This is a genomic window from Pseudomonas sp. GW456-L13, assembly GCF_017350115.1.
GTDB lineage: Bacteria > Pseudomonadota > Gammaproteobacteria > Pseudomonadales > Pseudomonadaceae > Aquipseudomonas > Aquipseudomonas jessenii.
This window is the reverse complement of sequence record NZ_JACNAS010000002.1, coordinates 1005144-1022903: the sequence shown is the minus strand read 5'-3', so window position 1 is coordinate 1022903 and position 17760 is coordinate 1005144. Positions and strand designations below refer to the sequence as shown.

Sequence of the window (17760 nt, the reverse complement as noted above, 5' to 3'; positions counted from 1 at the left end):
GCGTCATGACGACCGTTGGCCTGAGTTCACTCGCGCAGCGATTGACGGGCATTGATCAAGTTGAATGTGTCACGCCGGATTTGAATGGCGTACCACGGGGCAAAGTGATGACCTCCGAGGGCTTTCTCGACGGTCGACGTTTGCAGATGGCGCGGGGCGTGCTGCTGCAATGCATCATGGGCGGATATCCGCCGGCACGGTTTTACGGCAGCGATGATGGCGACCTGGCGCTGATCCCGGACCCTGCACAAATCCATCGCTTGCCCTGGAGCCATCCACCGCGGGCCTTGGCCATTTGCGATGCGGATGAACTGGGCACCACCACCAGCTCCAACCTGTCGACCCGTGGTCAGCTCAAGGCGGTGATTGCCCGTTACGCGGCCCGCGGCCTGGCGCCTGTGGTGGCGACCGAGCTCGAGTTTTTTGTCTTCGCCCCCAACACCGATCCGACCCTGGCTTTTCAACCGCCACTGGGGCTGGACGGTCGTCGCGAGGATGGTCAGTCGGCGTTCAGCGTCAGTTCCAACAACGGCTTGCGGCCGTTCTTCAATGAAGTCTACGAGTGCATGGCTGCGTTGGGGTTGCCTCGCGACACCTTCATGCACGAAATGGGTGTCAGCCAGTTCGAGATCAATCTGCTGCACGGTGATCCGCTGTTGCTGGCCGATCAGACATTCCTGTTCAAGCACCTGCTCAAGGAAGTGGCCCTCAAGCACGGCCTGAGCGTGGTGTGCATGGCCAAGCCGTTGGCGCATACGCCGGGCAGTTCGATGCATATCCATCAGAGCGTGGTTGAGATCGATTCCGGGCGTAACGTGTTCAGCGACGAGGCGGGGCAGGAGACGGCCACCTTCCGCCACTTCATTGCCGGTCAGCAAACGTGCATGGCCGATTTCACTGCGTTGTTTGCGCCGAACGTGAACTCCTATCAGCGCTTGTGCCACCCTTACGCCTCACCGAATAATGCCTGTTGGTCCTACGACAACCGGGCGGCCGGCCTGCGCATTCCGGCCAGTTTGCCGGTGGCCCGTCGGGTCGAGAACCGCTTGCCGGGGGCCGATGCCAACCCGTATCTGGCGATTGCCGCAAGCCTGGCGGCGGGGTTGCATGGCATCGAGAAGACATTGGAGCCGAGCGCGCCGATCCAGGGTGAGTTCGAGGTGCCGGACAATCTTTCGTTGCCGTGTACCTTGCATGCGGCACTCGAGCGTCTGAAACGTAGCCAGTTGGCCAAGGAACTGTTCGGCGCGGAATTCATCGAAGGCTACATCGCTTCGAAGACCCTGGAACTGACCAGTTTCCATGATGAAATTACTCCCTGGGAAAGGCGTGTTTTAGCAGCCCAGGCCTGACGTTCCGTCGACATCCGGCTATCGTTTAGCGATAGCCGATTCTCACTGCAAGGAGCCGCTCGGAACGCCGATGCGCCAAATCTGGAAATCCTTTCGAGCATTGTATTTCGCCTCGCTGATGATGTTGATCGGCTCGGGTCTGTTGAGTACTTACCTGGCGTTGCGCCTGGCTGCCGACCATGTCGACAGTCTGTGGGTCGGTGCGCTGATGGCTGCCAACTATTTCGGCCTGGTGCTGGGGGGCAAGATCGGTCACCGGTTGATTGCCCGGGTCGGGCATATCCGGGCCTATTCGGCGTGTGCCGGGATCGTTGGCGCGGCGGTGCTCGGCCATGGCCTGGTGGACTGGTTGCCGGCCTGGCTGTTTTTGCGGGTGATCGTCGGCCTCGGCATGATGTGCCAGTACATGGTGATCGAGAGCTGGCTCAATGAACAGGCCGATGCCAATCAGCGTGGCATGGTCTTCAGCGGCTACATGATCGCTTCGTACCTGGGGTTGGTGCTGGGGCAGTTGATTCTGGTCATGCACCCAGGGCTGGGGCTTGAATTGCTGATGTTGGTCGCCCTGTGCTTCGCGCTGTGCCTGGTACCCGTGGCCCTGACCCGGCGCATTCACCCGGCACCCTTGCACCCGGCACCGATGGAGCCACGGTTCTTTATCAAGCGCGTGCCGCAGTCACTGAGCACGGTGCTCGGAGCGGGCCTGATCGTCGGTTCGTTCTACGGTCTGGCGCCGCTGTATGCCTCGCAGCAAGGGTTGTCCACCGAGCAGGTCGGTCTGTTCATGGGTAGCTGCATTTTTGCCGGGCTGCTGGTGCAGTGGCCGTTGGGCTGGTTGTCCGACCGCTACGATCGGGCCGTGCTGATCCGCAGTTTCGCGTTCAGCCTGGCACTGGCTGCACTGCCGCTGGCAATCATGCCGCAGGTGCCGCTGGAGGTATTGTTCATCGCCGGGTTCCTCTGTTCGCTGGTGCAGTTCTGCCTGTATCCGTTGGCGGTGGCGTTCTCCAATGACCACGTCGAAGGTGATCGCCGGGTGTCCCTGACGGCGATGTTGCTGGTTACCTATGGCGTGGGTGCGAGTATCGGGCCGCTGGTGGCAGGTGTGCTGATGAAACTGTTCGGCAGCCAGATGCTCTATGCGTTCTTCAGTTTCTTTGCGTTGGTGCTGGTATGGCGGATTCGCCCGAAAGCAGTGACCAACCTGCATCAGGTCGACGACGCACCGCTGCATCACGTGGCCATGCCGGACAATATGACGAGTTCGCCACTGGTGGCCTGCCTCGACCCGCGTGTTGACGAGCAGGTGGTGCAGGACCAGATGCACAGTCCGGTGAGTACAGCGCCAGAGCCTGAATCAGAACCTGAAGCTGTCACCGAAACTGAAACCGATCAGCCGCCGCAAGACCCTGATACAGGGCGGGATCCTAACTTCAGCGAGGCCAGGCCTTAAAACCGGGGCACAAAAAAACGGGCAGTCACCGCAAGGGAGTGCCCGTTTTTTGTTGATGCGCTATCAGATGTCGTCTTTGTCGAAGCGACGCGCTTCGCGTTGCAACTGGTAGACGAAGCGTTCGACCTGACGTTGCACCAGCCCGCTCATGTTGTGGAAGCGAACGCCGGCGAAGGTGGTGGAAATCCTTTCTTCGAAGTGCAGATAACGCAACTCGACCGGCGCGGTCATCTTGCCGAAGGGCAGGTCGGCGTTGAAACGGTCGTAAACCTGACCCAGTTGCAGGCTGCCGGTGATGTCGCCGTCGAAGCGCAGTTTGCACCCGGTGGCGGAAATATCCAGCAGCTTGCCGCTGATGGGCGCCTTGAGTTTTTCGCCGTCGAGGTTGACGTTGACCAGTTGTGCCAGCTTCAGCGCGGCGCGGAAGGCATTGCGGCGCTGGTGGTACACCACTTCATCGGGCAGGGGGCCGCGATAGCAGCGGCTGCCACCGGATTCGTCGATGTTCAACTGGCCGTTGCTTTCCCATGCAATGCGTACGCCTTCGTGGAAGCCTTCGACCCTGAACGACTCGCCCGCCAGCAGGTAACGCTCGCCGTCACGGGGAATCATTTCGTCCAGGGCAATCATGTTGCTGTCACGGTCCAGATCCACCAGATAGCTCTGGAAGCGCTGGCTGCGCTCGTGGAACGTGATGATCAGCGGGTCATGGCTTTCGAGCAACTGGCGCAGGTTGCTGGAGATTTCCAAGGGCGTGGAGAGCACCTTGGGTGGCTGCGGAGCATCATCCACGGATAAGGCATTGGACACGTTTAATCAATCTCCAGACAAAATTTGACTACGACTGGCTAGCAGTTTGCCAGTATGTTGCGCGTCTTGATAGAGCGGGGGCATTGACCGGCTCATGCCTGACTGAGCGGGCGCGGCTTGGCAAGCTTGGAGAATGTTCCGCTGGCATCGTAAAGCGCCGGGGTTTCACCGCCGTTGAGGATTTTCAGCTGGGTGGCTGTAGCGGCCTGTTGAGTGAGGATCGACTGGCCGTTGTTGGCGTTGATGGCCTGGCACTGGGCCAGGAGATCGGTCAGCACGTCACTTTGCGCCAGCAACTGCTCGCCAATGCTCGACTGGCTGGCCAATTGCTCCAGACCGCCACGGTTGGTCGGCAGGTTGAGATTGGCAAGGATTTCACTGCGCTTGCGGCCATGCTGTTCGAGCAAAACGACCAATGCCTGTTTCTGCGCCAGGATGTTCTCGAGCAATGGCATGTCGCGGCCATGCAATGCGAGGGATTCGGTCTGCAGTAACTCCAGCAGGTGTTGCGCTGGGGCAAAGTCGTCGGTGATCAGTTGCAGTAAATGAGTGTCGTGCATGGCTGGCCTTGGGTTTTAAGCGTCCAAAAGCCTGGCGCCGGCGGTGGCCTAGCGCTGGGCTTCGAAGTTGAGCAGTTTGCTGGCTACACGGTTGCTGTCGACTTTATAGCTGCCATCGGCAATCGCTGCTTTCAATTCGGCCACGCGGGCTTTGTCGACGGCAGGCTGATCGCGCAGCTGTTCAGTGACCTTCTGCAACTGTTGAGCCTCATCGCTGAGATGTACCGATTCCCCGCTTTTGACGGTACCGGCCTGTTCGGCCGCGGACTCCAGCGGCGCGGATTTGCCGGCCTCGGCACTTTCCTTGCTGGCGCTGGTACGTGTACTGCCCGTCAGGGACGAGGAGCTGTTCAAACGGCTGAAATCGATGACCATGATAAAAAACCTCTGGGAATTTGGACGCTTGCCATGGTTTCGGCCATTCCCTGGAAAACTTTAGGCTCATTTATCAATGAACCTTGCGCGCGTCAGCGCATGCCCTGCATGGAGCACAGTCTAGGGAACAGCCGCGGCAAGCGCCACATTCTGATGAACAGAGCGAATTACATGGACACTTCCACCTGCCCCGGCGCCATGACCTGCGCCTTGATGACTCGTTGGGAGTTGAGGTTTTTCACCCGGATCTGCTCGCTCAGGCTGCCGTTTGACAGGGCTTCGCCCGGCATGCGCACGCTGAGGGTACCGCTGCGGGCGGTTATCACCACCTGATCACCCTTGCGGATGACTTCGGCCTGTTCGATATGCACCAGGGTAATCACCTGGTCGGCGACCATTGGTCGGGTCAGTCGCTGTCCGATCGCCTGATCGAGGGCGGTCAGGTAGCCCTGGCTGATGAGGCTGATATCGCGCTCGCGCAGGACCACATCCCCAGGCTCGACAATGGCGGCACGGCGCAGTGGCCGGGCGCTGGTCACGACATCGCGAAACAGGCGGACTTGAGCGGGTACGAACACCGTCCAGGGGGAAGCGCCCTCGCAGCGAACCTTGACCGTAACCCGTCCCAGCGGCTTGGGACTCTCGAGTGTTGCTGTCAATTCCCTGTCGCACATGGGCATGTGCATGCGCGGATCGAGCTGGTTGACCTGGATCTCGTAGCGACCCTCCGTTTGACTGGTCGCCAGATAGTCTTCTACGGTGAATTCAAGAAAGCCCTGAGTGACGCCGATAAGCATGTCAGGCAAGGTAACCGCGTCAGCAAGGGCAGGGCTGCCAGCGTTGAACAGGCAAACAGCCGCCAGCACGCCGAGCAATTTGCGGTACGGTGTGGTCAGGCGTCGAAAAAATGTCGGTTTTGTGTTCATAACGATTAAAAAAGCAAGCGCCGTGCCGTTTAGTGATGAAGGCGCGTCGCAACAACACTTGGCGTTGGCGTAGGAGTCTGGCATGGCTGGTGTAATGGATTCGGTAAACCAGCGCACGCAACTGGTGGGGCAGAATCGCCTTGAGTTGTTGTTGTTCCGTCTCGACGGCCAGCAACTGTACGGGATCAACGTGTTCAAGGTTCGGGAGGTGCTGCAATGCCCCAAACTGACGCTGATGCCCAAATCCAGTCCTGTCGTGTGCGGCGTGGCGAACATCCGGGGGGCGACCATTCCGATCCTTGATCTGGCGATGGCGACCGGTTCCGGCGCGTTGAAAGACAAGAACAACCCCTTCGTGATCATCACGGAGTACAACACCAAGACCCAGGGTTTCCTGGTCCGCTCGGTGGAACGCATCGTCAACATGAACTGGGAGGAGATCCATCCGCCGCCCAAGGGCACCGGGCGCGATCACTACCTGACGGCAGTGACGCGGGTCGACAATCAGTTGGTCGAAATCATCGACGTCGAGAAGGTGCTGGCGGAAGTGGCGCCGACGCCGGAAGCGATTTCCGTCGGCGTGGTGGATGTCGAAACCCAGCACAAGGCGCTTTCGTTGCGCGTGCTGACGGTCGACGACTCGTCGGTGGCGCGCAAGCAGGTCACGCGCTGCCTGCAAACGGTCGGCGTGGAAGTGGTGGCGTTGAACGACGGTCGGCAAGCGCTGGACTACCTGCGCAAACTGGTCGACGAGGGCAAGAAGCCGGAAGAAGAGTTCCTGATGATGATCTCCGACATCGAGATGCCGGAGATGGACGGGTACACCCTGACGGCGGAAATCCGCAACGACCCGCGCATGCAAAAGCTTCATATCATCCTGCATACTTCGTTGTCGGGGGTATTCAATCAGGCGATGGTCAAGAAGGTCGGTGCCGATGACTTCCTGGCCAAGTTCCGTCCTGATGACCTGGCATCCCGGGTAGTCGACCGGATCAAAGCAGCAGATATCAGCTAGGGGTTCGCACCCCTGGCAGTCAACACGATTTAAGAGGCGGCATCATTGTCTACGGGTAATTTGGATTTCGAACAGTTCCGGGTATTTCTGGAAAAAGCCTGTGGCATTTTGCTCGGTGAAAACAAGCAGTACCTGGTCTCCAGCCGTCTCAACAAACTGATGGAACAGCAAGGCATCAAGTCTTTGGGGGAACTGGTTCAGCGCATGCAGACCCAGCCGCGCAGCGGTTTGCGCGAGCAGGTGGTGGATGCCATGACCACTAACGAAACCCTGTGGTTTCGTGACACCTACCCGTTTGAAGTCTTGAAGAACAAGGTACTGCCCGAAGCGATCAAGGCCAGTCCCGGTCAGCGCCTGCGCATCTGGTCGGCAGCATGCTCGTCGGGCCAGGAGCCGTATTCGTTGTCGATGTCCATCGACGAGTTCGAGCGGGTCAACATGGGCCAGTTGAGGATGGGCGTACAGATTGTTGCCACCGACCTGTCCGGTACCATGCTGAACAACTGCAAGACCGGCGAGTACGACAGCCTGGCCATCGGCCGCGGCCTGTCGCCTGAGCGCTTGCAGCGTTATTTCGACCCGAAAGGGGCGGGGCGCTGGGCGATCAAGGCGCCGATCAAGAGCCGGGTGGAATTCCGTTCCTTCAACCTGCTGGACAGCTACGCGAGCCTCGGCAAGTTCGACATCGTGTTTTGCCGCAATGTGTTGATCTACTTCTCCGCCGAGGTGAAGAAGGACATCCTGCTGCGTATCCACAGCACATTGAAGCCAGGCGGTTACCTGTTTCTCGGTGCTTCCGAAGCGTTGAACGGTTTGCCGGATCATTACCAGATGGTCCAGTGCAGCCCGGGGATCATTTACCAGGCGAAGTGAATTTGCCGGCGTCATCGAAAACGGGAGTCCTTATAGGCTCCCGTTTTTTGTGTGCTGATTTCTTGCAAACGCTGCTGACCCCTGTGGGAGCGAGCTTGCTCGCGATAGCGTCCTGACAGTCGAGTTCAACTTTCCCTGACACACCGCAATCGCGAGCAAGCTCGCTCCCACAGGGGCGGCGGTGTTCTGAAAAGGGTGAGGAGGCGGCAGAAAAGCGGCATCCGGCGGAAAACCGTTGCCGCTTTTCTGGCATTGCCATGTTGCCATGGCCTGCAAGGCCCCGGTTTCCGGGGGTTTTTGAATTGGCATGGGGCTTGCTAAGTTGATTCTACGAAAAATCAGGTCACCCGAAGGTTTCCCGACATGAGCATCAGCTTCGATAAAGCGCTCGGTATCCACGAACAAGCCCTGGGCTTCCGAGCCCAGCGTGCCGAAGTCCTGGCCAACAACATCGCCAACGCCGATACCCCGAACTACAAGGCTCGGGACCTGGACTTCTCGAAAGTGCTCGCCGAGCAGAACGAGAAAACCAAAAGCGGCACTTTCGCCTTGAACATGACCAACAGCCGTCATATCGAGGCTGAAGGCCTGGGCAATGGCGACGAGTCGTTGCTGTATCGCACGCCGATGCAACCGTCGATTGACCAGAACACCGTGGACGCCCAGCTGGAGCAGTCGAACTACGCGGAAAACGCGATCGGCTTCCAGGCCAGCTTCACCCTGCTCAACAGCAAATTCAAAGGGCTGGTGTCAGCCCTGCGCGGAGAGTAAGCCATGTCTCTATCCAGTGTTTTCAACATTGCCGGTAGCGGCATGAGTGCGCAGACCACGCGTTTGAACACCGTCGCTTCGAACATCGCCAACGCCGAAACGGTCTCGTCGAGCATCGACCAGACCTACCGTGCGCGTCACCCGGTATTCGCCACCATGTTCCAGGGCGGGCAGAGCGGCGGCAGCGATTCGCTGTTCCAGAGCCAGGACGCCGCCGGTCAGGGTGTTCAGGTGCTGGGTGTGGTCGAAGACCAGAGCAATCTTGACGCGCGCTACGAGCCGAACCATCCGGCGGCCGATGCCAAGGGTTACGTCTATTACCCGAACGTCAATGTGGTGGAGGAAATGGCCGACATGATTTCCGCGAGCCGTTCGTTCCAGACCAACGCCGAAATGATGAACACCGCCAAAACCATGATGCAGAAGGTCCTGACCCTCGGTCAGTGATAAGGGGCGACTCAGATGAGTGTTACCGATTCCACCAGTGGTTTGAGCCTCAACGATATCCTGGCCAACTCCTCGATCAAGACCAGCACCACGACTGACGGCCTCGCGTCGGCAACCGGCAGCGCCACGGGCAACAAGGCCCTGGGCAAGGATGCATTCCTGAAATTGCTGGTTACTCAGTTGAAAAACCAGAACCCGCTGGAACCCCAGGACAACGGCGAATTCGTGGCCCAGCTGGCGCAATTCAGCAGCCTGGAAGGCATCACCACGCTCAACGATACGGTGACCGGCCTGGCCAGCAACTACAACTCGTCCCAAGCCTTGCAGGCATCGTCGCTGGTGGGGCGTTCGGTCATCGCTCCTGGCGACAAGGCCGTGGTCGATACCACCAAGAGCCTCAGCGGCACGGTGGTCGTTCCGTCTTCGGTGGCGTCTGCCACCCTGAAGATCACCGACGCAGCCGGCAAGACAGTGCGCACCATCGACCTCGGTTCACAGAAGGCCGGCAACGCCAGCTTCATCTGGGACGGCAAGAACGATGCGGGTGAGACCGTACCTGCAGGCACCTATACCTTCGGCGCCACGACCACGATCGATGGTCAGTCCGTTGCGTTGATCACCAACCTGCCCGCGACCGTCAACAGCGTGACCATCAGCCAGACCGGCGGTGAGTTGATGCTCAATCTGGCCGGGCTGGGCAGCGTTGCTCTGTCCAAAGTACAAACCATTGGTATGTAGAGCCGACTAATACGGCATAAAGGAGTGGATGATGTCTTTTAATATCGGCCTTAGCGGTCTCTATGCAGCCAACAAACAACTGGACGTGACCGGCAACAACATCGCCAACGTCGCGACCACCGGTTTCAAATCGTCCCGTGCAGAATTCGAAGACGTGTACTCGGCGACCCGCCTAGGCACCGGCAGCAAGACCGTCGGCAACGGCGTGCGCCTGGCCAACGTTTCCCAGCAGTTCGGCCAGGGTGACGTGAGCAACACCGGCAACGTGCTCGATATGGGTATCCAGGGCAACGGCTTCTTTGTCCTGAGCAACAACGGCTCGCTGACCTATACCCGTGCCGGTACGTTCAAGACCGACAAGGAAGGCTACGTCACCAACAGCGACGGTACTGCCCGCCTGCAAGGTTACGGTGTGGACTCCAACGGCAAGATCGTCAATGGCGTGCTGACGGACCTGCGGATCGACACGTCCAACCTGGCACCGAAGTCCACCAGCACCGTGTCGTCGACGATCAACCTGAACTCGACGTCGGCAGTGATCGACCAGACGGTTGCGGCGAACAAGTTCAACCCGTCCAAAACCGAGACTTTTACCAAATCGTTCAGTACCCCGATCTACGATACGCAGGGTAACCAGCACACCATGGATCAATACATGGTCAAGACTGGAGCGAACACGTGGGACACCTACACACTGATCGATGGCCGCAATCCGGATGGCAGTGATCCTACTGTTACCGCGCCGGTTGCTTCGACCATGTCGTTCGATTCCACCGGCAAACTGACTTCGGTCAGCACGCCAGTGACACCACCAACCACGCCACCGACTTCGGTGATCAGCAGTGACCTGAAGATCACCAACTGGACCCCGGGCAGTGTCACCAATGGCGTCTGGACAGCCAACGGTGCCGCAGCCGATCCAGCAGGGTTGACCATCGCCATGGCCAACACTACCCAGTTCAATGCCGACACCGCGCGTTCGATTCCGGCGCAAAACGGTTACGCCACCGGCCAGATCACCAACCTGACCATCGACGGCAGCGGTGTGCTGCTGGCCAACTTCAGCAACAACCAGACCAAGCCGATCGGCCAGATTTCCCTGGCCAGCTTCACCAACGAGCAAGGCCTGCAGCCGGTAGGCGGCACCAGCTGGAAAGAAACCTACGCGTCGGGTATCCCGGGCTACGATGCGCCGGAGACCGGCACCCTGGGTTCGATCGTTTCCAACTCCCTGGAAGAGTCCAACGTCAATCTGACCAACGAACTGGTCGACCTGATCAAGGCGCAGAGCAACTACCAGGCGAACGCCAAGACCATTTCCACCCAGAGCACCATCATGCAGACCATCATTCAGATGACTTGATGCTGGATCGCGCTGCATGAAAAGCCCCTCATCAGAGGGGCTTTTTTTTGGCCTGGGGTTTTGTATTGGCTGTGATGGCCTCTTCGCTTGTAGGAGCGAGCTTGCTCGCGATGGTCGTCAACGATAACGCGCGCTGTCTGGATTCACGCGGCGCCCTCAAGACCATCGCGAGCAAGCTCGCTCCTACAGGCAAAAGAAAACCCCCGACCCGCCAGAGGCTGATCGGGGGTTTCGAGCAAGCACCTTTGGGTGCTTGCTGGCTCAGCTTATTGGCAAGCTTCGCAATCCGGCTCGTCGATGGCGCAAGCCTTTGGCACTGGAGCGGGACCTGCAGGCGCCGCCAGGACCGAGTCGTCACCGTGGTTGCCGCCGCTGGAAACCGCGTTCAGCTTGCCGGTGTTGATGGTCGACTTCTCGGTGCTGGTCGCAGCCAGGGCACGGAGGTAGTAAGTGGTTTTCAGGCCACGGTACCAGGCCATGCGGTAGGTCACGTCCAGTTTCTTGCCCGAAGCGCCAGCGATGTACAGGTTCAGCGACTGAGCCTGGTCGATCCACTTCTGACGACGGCTGGCGGCGTCAACGATCCACTTGGTGTCCACTTCGAAGGCAGTCGCGTAGAGCTCTTTGAGTTCTTGCGGGATGCGCTCGATCTGCTGCACCGAACCGTCGTAGTACTTCAGGTCGTTGATCATGACCGAGTCCCACAGACCGCGAGCCTTCAGGTCGCGAACCAGGTACGGGTTGATCACGGTGAATTCGCCCGACAGGTTCGATTTCACATACAGGTTCTGGTAGGTCGGCTCGATCGACTGCGATACGCCAGTAATGTTGGCGATGGTTGCGGTCGGTGCGATGGCCATGATGTTGGAGTTACGGATACCTTTCTGCACACGGGCGCGAACCGGTGCCCAGTCCAGGGATTCCTTCAGGTCGACATCGATGTACTTCTGGCCACGGGCTTCGATCAGGATTTGTTGCGAATCCAGCGGCAGGATGCCTTTGGACCACAGCGAACCCTGGAAGGTCTCGTAGGCGCCACGCTCATCAGCCAGGTCGCAGGAAGCCTGGATCGCGTAGTAGCTGACCGCTTCCATCGACTTGTCGGCGAACTCGACGGCAGCGTCGGAACCGTAAGGAATGTGCTGCAGGTACAGCGCATCCTGGAAGCCCATGATGCCCAGGCCGACCGGACGGTGCTTGAAGTTGGAGTTCTTCGCTTGCGGCACCGAGTAGTAGTTGATGTCGATAACGTTATCTAGCATGCGCACGGCAGTGTTCACGGTGCGTTCCAGCTTGGCGGTGTCCAGCTTGCCGTCGACGATGTGGTTCGGCAGGTTGATCGAGCCCAGGTTGCAAACGGCGATCTCGTCCTTGTTGGTGTTCAAGGTGATCTCGGTGCACAGGTTCGAGCTGTGGACCACGCCCACGTGCTGCTGCGGGCTGCGCAGGTTGCACGGGTCCTTGAAGGTCAGCCATGGGTGGCCGGTTTCGAACAGCATGGACAGCATCTTGCGCCACAGGTCTTTGGCCTGGATGGTCTTGAACAGCTTGACCTTGCCCGGGTACTCGGTCAGGGCTTCGTAGTACTCGTAACGCTCTTCGAAGGCCTTGCCGGTCAGGTCGTGCAGATCCGGCACTTCGGATGGCGAGAACAGGGTCCACTTGCCGTCATCGAAGACACGCTTCATGAACAGGTCAGGGATCCAGTTGGCGGTGTTCATGTCGTGGGTACGACGACGATCATCACCGGTGTTCTTGCGCAGTTCGATGAACTCTTCGATGTCCATGTGCCAGGTTTCCAGGTAGGCACAGACAGCGCCTTTGCGCTTGCCACCCTGGTTAACGGCGACGGCGGTGTCGTTCACTACTTTGAGGAACGGTACAACGCCCTGGGACTTGCCGTTGGTGCCCTTGATGTACGAACCCAGTGCACGGACTGGCGTCCAGTCGTTGCCCAGGCCGCCGGCGAATTTGGACAGCATGGCGTTGTCGTGGATCGCGTGGTAGATGCCCGACAGGTCATCCGGCACGGTGGTCAGGTAGCAGCTCGACAGCTGTGGACGCAGGGTGCCGGCGTTGAACAGGGTTGGGGTCGACGACATGTAGTCGAAGGACGACAACAGGTTGTAGAACTCGATGGCACGGGCTTCGCGGTCTTTCTCTTCGATCGCCAGGCCCATGGCCACGCGCATGAAGAACACCTGCGGCAGTTCGAAACGGATACCGTCCTTGTGGATGAAGTAACGGTCGTACAGGGTTTGCAGGCCCAGGTAGGTGAACTGCTGGTCGCGCTCGTGGTTGATCGCCTTGCCGAGTTTTTCCAGGTCGAAATTGGCCAGCTCAGGGTTCAGCAGCTCGTATTCGATACCTTTGGCGATGTAGGCCGGCAGCGCCTTGGCGTACAGGTCGACCATCTCGTGGTGAGTGGCGCTCTCGGCTACACCGAGGAAGCCCAGGCCTTCGGCACGCAGGGTGTCCATCAGCAGGCGCGCGGTCACGAACGAGTAGTTCGGCTCGCGTTCAACCAGGGTGCGGGCAGTCATTACCAGGGCGGTGTTGACGTCGGTCAGGGCCACGCCGTCGTACAGGTTCTTCAGAGTTTCGCGCTGGATCAGGTCGCCGTCGACTTCTTCCAGGCCTTCGCACGCTTCGGTGACGATGGTGTTCAGGCGACCCATGTCCAGTGGCGCCAGGCTGCCGTCGGCGCGGGTGATGCGGATCGACGGGTGAGCGTTGACCGCTTCCTCGGCCGGGGCGTGGGCAGCGCGTTCTTTCGAACGACCGTCACGGTAGATTACGTAGTCGCGGGCGACTTTCTGCTCGCCGGCACGCATCAGGGCCAGTTCGACCTGGTCCTGGATTTCTTCGATGTGGATGGTGCCGCCCGATGGCATGCGACGCTTGAAGGTCGCGGTGACCTGTTCGGTCAGGCGGGCAACGGTGTCGTGGATTCGCGACGAGGCAGCGGCGGTGCCGCCTTCAACTGCGAGAAACGCTTTGGTGATGGCGACGGTGATTTTGTCATCGGTGTAGGGAACGACAGTGCCGTTACGCTTGATCACACGCAGTTGGCCTGGCGCGGTGGCGGACAGATCCGAATTCGAATCAGCGGCCTGCGGCAAGGTGCCCTGCGGGTTCTCGCGAGTTGTGTCGGTTTGCATGGGGGGGTGTCTCCACATTCTCTATGTTTGTTTGGGCACCATCACGGTGCCCACCGTTCCGTCCTGAAGCACTACAACCGGCGAGCGCCGGGCATAACAACTTCGGGACAGTAGGAAGGGGGCTATAGGGCGCCGCTTCCATGCCGAAGTCTTTGGTCTCACGCCTTGGGCCTGAGACCGGAGTCCTTTGAGGGTGACAGTTGGGACTGCAACACCCGTACCGTTTTGACCACTCGGGGCCGAAATACAGTAGCCATCCGCACGCGCGGTTTGGTCTTTCAAAAATACGTATGGTTCAACCGGACAGAGGCAATAAAAGCGCTTGAAATTGGTGTCTGGTTTGTGTTTGGTTTTTCGCGCAAAACCCTACATCTAGGGGTTTTTTAGCGCCGGGGTACAAGATAATGCGTTTTGGGGGGCGATTGCAACGTACTGCCTGTGGATAAACCTGTGCGTAAATTGTGTGTGAAAGAGGTAACCGGCGTGTAGGCCGCGACGCTGCTGGACCGGACCTTTTTTCAGCGATTTTCAACCATCGAAAACGCTCGGGCGGATTTTTAAGGGCGCGAACCCTATCACAAAAAACCCTGTTGTCCGAACGCATTTACCCGCTTGTGTTCTCGACGGGCGGCGTTTATACAATCGGCCCAGTGTGTATACATATTTATCCCCCCGAATCATTACAAAAAGAGGGGCGGATCCTTCCTTATTAGTGTTTTTGGCAAGCAGAGGTCACCCGTGGAGCAAGAAGCCTGGCAGGTATTGATTGTGGAGGACGACCAGCGACTGGCCGAACTGACCCGCGATTACCTGGAAGCCAATGGCCTGCGTGTATCGATCGAAGGCAATGGTGCGCTCGCTGCGAATCGCATCATCAAGGAACAACCGGACCTGGTGATCCTCGACCTGATGCTCCCCGGTGAAGATGGCCTGAGCATTTGCCGCAAGGTCCGCGCCCGATATGACGGCCCGATCCTGATGCTCACTGCCCGCACCGATGACACTGACCAGATTCTCGGCCTGGACCTGGGGGCTGACGACTACGTCTGCAAACCGGTACGCCCGCGCCTGCTGCTGGCGCGCATCCAGGCACTGCTGCGCCGTAGCGAAACGCCCGAAGTCGCCCCGGAAAAACAGCGGCGTCTACAGTTCGGCCCGCTGATCGTCGATAACGCCTTGCGCGAAGCCTGGCTGCAGGGCAACGGCATCGAGCTGACCAGCGCCGAATTCGACCTGCTCTGGCTACTGGTGGCCAATGCCGGGCGTATCCTCTCCCGGGAAGAGATCTTCACCGCGCTGCGGGGCATTGGCTATGACGGTCAGGACCGCTCCATCGATGTGCGCATCTCGCGCATCCGCCCGAAGATCGGCGATGACCCGGAGCATCCACGGCTGATCAAGACCGTGCGCAGCAAAGGTTATCTGTTCGTTCCCGAGGCTTGCGTAGATCCGTCCCTGTGAACTCGATCTTCCTGCGTATCTATGGCGGCATGTGCGCCGCGCTGATTCTGGTGGCGGTGCTCGGTGTGCTGGCGTTGCACCTGCTAAATGAGGTGCGCAGCGAGCAATACCGCGAGCGCCTGGCCCACGGCACGTTCTCGCTGATGGCCGACAACCTGCAACCGATGAACCAGACCGAACGACATCGGGCCTTGTTGGTGTGGGAGCGGCTGCTGGGGATTCCACTGGCGCTGAAAACTTTTGCCGAGACCGATCTCGACCTGACCCAGCGCACCCGTGTGTTGCGCGGTCAGGCACTGGTGGAACAGACCGGGCCGCACGCAGCGAAGGTCTACAAGCTGGTCAGCGACAAGGAACAGTTGATGCTCACCGGGGAAGTGCAGCAGATCAGCGAGCAACTGGCCCGGGCGACCATCTACCTGTTGACCGATGAACTGGTGCGCACCCCGGTCGCCGACCAACCCTTGCGCCTGGCGCAATTGAAGGAAAGCAAGGGTTTCGGCTTCGATCTGCGCCTGGTCACGGTTGACGAGGCGGACATGGATGAAGACCAGAGCCGTCGGGTATCCGAGGGCGATACGGTGATGGCGCTGGGCAAGGGGGGGGATTCGATCCGGGTATTTGCCGGTATGGTGGGCACGCCGTGGGTCCTGGAAATCGGCCCTTTGTATCAGATGAATCCTTATCCGCCGGAGTGGTTGGTGTTGATCGCCGCGCTGGGCCTGACGCTGATCGGTTTGATCGTCTATCTGTTGGTGCGTCAGCTGGAGCGACGCTTGCGTGGCCTGGAAGCCGCCGCCACGCGCATTGCCAAAGGCAGCCTGGAAACCCGTGTGCCTGCGCGCGGCGCGGACTCGGTGGGACGGCTGGCCTCGGCGTTCAACGGCATGGCCGAACACTTGCAGCAGTTGCTGGCGATCCAGCGCGAACTGGTGCGTGCGGTGTCCCATGAATTGCGCACGCCGGTTGCACGCCTGCGCTTTGGCCTGGAGATGATCGGCTCGGCCACCACACCGCAAGCCCTGGAAAAATACTGCCAGGGCATGGACCACGACATCGAGGACCTCGACCGGCTGGTGGACGAGATGCTGACTTACGCGCGGTTGGAGCAGGGCTCGCCGGCACTGAACTTTCAGCGGATCGATCTGGATGCCTTGGTCGATCAGGTGATCGAAGAACTGGCGCCGTTGCGCGCCGACGTCACGGTGCAACGGGGCTTGTGTCTATCGGCTGCCGATAACGACGACGCCTGGGTCGAGGCTGAACCGCGCTATCTGCATCGGGCGATCCAGAACCTGGTGACTAATGCCATGCGCCACGCGCAATCACGGGTAACCATCAGCTATCAAGTGGGGCAGCAGCGATGCCGAGTGGATATCGAGGATGACGGGCCGGGTGTGCCGGAGTCGGCGTGGGAGAAGATCTTTACGCCGTTCCTGCGTCTCGACGACAGCCGTACCCGCGCGTCTGGAGGCCATGGGTTAGGCCTGTCCATTGTGCGGCGCATCATCCATTGGCATGGCGGGCGCGCGTTGATCGGCAAGAGCAAGAGCCTGGGCGGGGCGTGCTTCAGTCTGAGCTGGCCGCGCAATCAGGAGAAGCGTTGAGCCTTGTGTTGTCTGTTGCGGCCCCATCGCGAGCAAGCTCGCTCCCACACTGGATCCCCTGTGGGAGCGAGCTTGCTCGCGATGGCGGCCTGACAGGCACCAAAGACTTCAGGCCTTGATGCTGACCAGACTCAGCAACTGCCCGTCCTTGACCCCGAACTGCGCATCCAGCTCGGTGCCATTGCGCCATTCGCTGGACAGATCGGTGAGCAGTCGCAACCGCACCTCACCCGACTCACGCCACTCCAGCACTTCGGCGTGTTCGAAATAAAAGCGTTGCTGAACGATCGGATAGAGCGCCTTGAACAGGCTTTCCTTGACCGAGAATGTCAGGGTGACCAGCAGCGCCCGTTGATCGTGATCACCGGCCGCCATGCGCTGTAGCTCCGGCGGATTGAGGATTTCCCCGGCCAGGCGTTCGGCCCGTTCGGCATTGAGCAGGTTTTCCAGGTCCATGCCCAGGCCGCGCCAATGGCTTTTGTTCGCCACGATCGCTGCGGCCCGGCCAGTGCTGTGGGTGATCGAACCAGTGATATGAGCAGGCCAGACCGGTGCCCGGTCTTCACCGATGGCCGGAATGAAACTCAAGCCTTCCAGTCGCTGTAACGCGGCCCGGGCACACACTCGCCCGGCGAGAAATTCCGCCTGCCGTTTGGCCACCGAGCGCTGGATGCTCGCCGGCGCTTCGACAGCGCTGCGCTGGAAGTCATCGCTGTCCAGTCGGGCGCTATCGAAATGAGTACTCAGCAGGACCGTATCGGGCAGCGCAAACGGCAGCGGCCAATGGTCATCGAGGGGCGTGCAGCAGACGGGCAGGGCGGGGGTTGAGTTCATATCTGGCATTTTGC

At 59.7% G+C, this 17760-nt stretch carries 16 protein-coding genes; 10 read left to right on the top strand and 6 right to left on the bottom strand.

Annotated features, from left to right (window positions below; genetic code table 11):
* The first annotated feature begins 107 nt into the window (after positions 1–107).
* On the top strand, positions 108–1352 hold the full coding sequence (locus tag J4D25_RS18715; RefSeq protein ID WP_167362901.1) for a glutamine synthetase family protein: 1245 nt from the start codon (positions 108–110) through the stop codon (positions 1350–1352).
* Between the two features lie 70 nt (positions 1353–1422).
* Positions 1423–2805 (top strand): MFS transporter, encoded by a 1383-nt coding sequence (locus tag J4D25_RS18710; RefSeq protein ID WP_057713626.1) that lies wholly within the window; start codon positions 1423–1425, stop codon positions 2803–2805.
* A gap of 63 nt (positions 2806–2868) precedes the next feature.
* On the opposite strand, the gene J4D25_RS18705 is transcribed toward J4D25_RS18710, so the two are convergent.
* The 4 genes from J4D25_RS18705 to flgA form a co-directional block, all read right to left on the bottom strand.
* Positions 2869–3615 carry a flagellar brake protein gene (locus J4D25_RS18705; protein ID WP_057713627.1) on the bottom strand — a complete coding sequence of 249 codons (747 nt, stop codon included), beginning with the start codon at positions 3613–3615 and terminating at the stop codon, positions 2869–2871.
* A gap of 92 nt (positions 3616–3707) precedes the next feature.
* Positions 3708–4175 carry a flagella synthesis protein FlgN gene (locus J4D25_RS18700; protein WP_057713628.1) on the bottom strand — a complete coding sequence of 156 codons (468 nt, stop codon included), beginning with the start codon at positions 4173–4175 and terminating at the stop codon, positions 3708–3710.
* Positions 4176–4223: 48 nt separating this feature from the next.
* On the bottom strand, positions 4224–4550 hold the full coding sequence (gene flgM / locus J4D25_RS18695; RefSeq protein WP_057713629.1) for a flagellar biosynthesis anti-sigma factor FlgM: 327 nt from the start codon (positions 4548–4550) through the stop codon (positions 4224–4226).
* Between the two features lie 167 nt (positions 4551–4717).
* Positions 4718–5476 carry a flagellar basal body P-ring formation chaperone FlgA gene (gene flgA / locus J4D25_RS18690; RefSeq protein WP_057713630.1) on the bottom strand — a complete coding sequence of 253 codons (759 nt, stop codon included), beginning with the start codon at positions 5474–5476 and terminating at the stop codon, positions 4718–4720.
* Between the two features lie 82 nt (positions 5477–5558).
* Here flgA and J4D25_RS18685 point away from each other — a divergent pair, with 82 nt between their 5' ends.
* The 6 genes from J4D25_RS18685 (at position 5559) to flgE (ending at position 10683) form a co-directional block, all read left to right on the top strand.
* Positions 5559–6491, top strand: a complete 933-nt coding sequence (locus tag J4D25_RS18685) for a chemotaxis protein CheV (protein WP_007980130.1) — start codon at positions 5559–5561, stop codon at positions 6489–6491.
* A gap of 45 nt (positions 6492–6536) precedes the next feature.
* Positions 6537–7364: a protein-glutamate O-methyltransferase CheR gene (cheR, locus tag J4D25_RS18680; RefSeq protein WP_057713631.1), complete on the top strand. Its 828-nt coding sequence runs from the start codon at positions 6537–6539 to the stop codon at positions 7362–7364.
* Positions 7365–7727: 363 nt separating this feature from the next.
* Entirely contained in the window at positions 7728–8135 is a 408-nt protein-coding gene (flgB, locus tag J4D25_RS18675; protein ID WP_008051530.1) for a flagellar basal body rod protein FlgB, read from the top strand.
* Positions 8136–8138: 3 nt separating this feature from the next.
* Positions 8139–8582, top strand: a complete 444-nt coding sequence (gene flgC / locus J4D25_RS18670) for a flagellar basal body rod protein FlgC (protein ID WP_057713632.1) — start codon at positions 8139–8141, stop codon at positions 8580–8582.
* A gap of 15 nt (positions 8583–8597) precedes the next feature.
* Positions 8598–9320 carry a flagellar hook assembly protein FlgD gene (flgD, locus tag J4D25_RS18665; RefSeq protein ID WP_057713633.1) on the top strand — a complete coding sequence of 241 codons (723 nt, stop codon included), beginning with the start codon at positions 8598–8600 and terminating at the stop codon, positions 9318–9320.
* A 31-nt stretch (positions 9321–9351) separates the two neighbouring features.
* Positions 9352–10683 carry a flagellar hook protein FlgE gene (flgE, locus tag J4D25_RS18660; RefSeq protein WP_057713634.1) on the top strand — a complete coding sequence of 444 codons (1332 nt, stop codon included), beginning with the start codon at positions 9352–9354 and terminating at the stop codon, positions 10681–10683.
* Between the two features lie 266 nt (positions 10684–10949).
* Here the strand turns inward: flgE and J4D25_RS18655 are convergent, their stop codons facing one another.
* A complete protein-coding gene (locus J4D25_RS18655) occupies positions 10950–13844 on the bottom strand; it encodes a ribonucleoside-diphosphate reductase subunit alpha (protein WP_057713635.1) in 2895 nt (964 codons plus the stop codon).
* 738 nt (positions 13845–14582) lie between these two features.
* On the opposite strand from J4D25_RS18655, the gene J4D25_RS18650 reads away from it, so the two are divergent.
* Positions 14583–15305, top strand: a complete 723-nt coding sequence (locus J4D25_RS18650) for a response regulator (RefSeq protein ID WP_008051517.1) — start codon at positions 14583–14585, stop codon at positions 15303–15305.
* Positions 15302–16912, top strand: a complete 1611-nt coding sequence (locus tag J4D25_RS18645) for an ATP-binding protein (RefSeq protein ID WP_057713636.1) — start codon at positions 15302–15304, stop codon at positions 16910–16912. The genes J4D25_RS18650 and J4D25_RS18645 overlap by 4 nt, the downstream gene beginning before the upstream one ends.
* Positions 16913–17020: 108 nt before the next feature.
* Here J4D25_RS18645 and J4D25_RS18640 read toward each other — a convergent pair whose 3' ends face one another.
* Positions 17021–17746: a 4'-phosphopantetheinyl transferase gene (locus tag J4D25_RS18640; protein ID WP_198530231.1), complete on the bottom strand. Its 726-nt coding sequence runs from the start codon at positions 17744–17746 to the stop codon at positions 17021–17023.
* Positions 17747–17760: the final 14 nt, after the last annotated feature.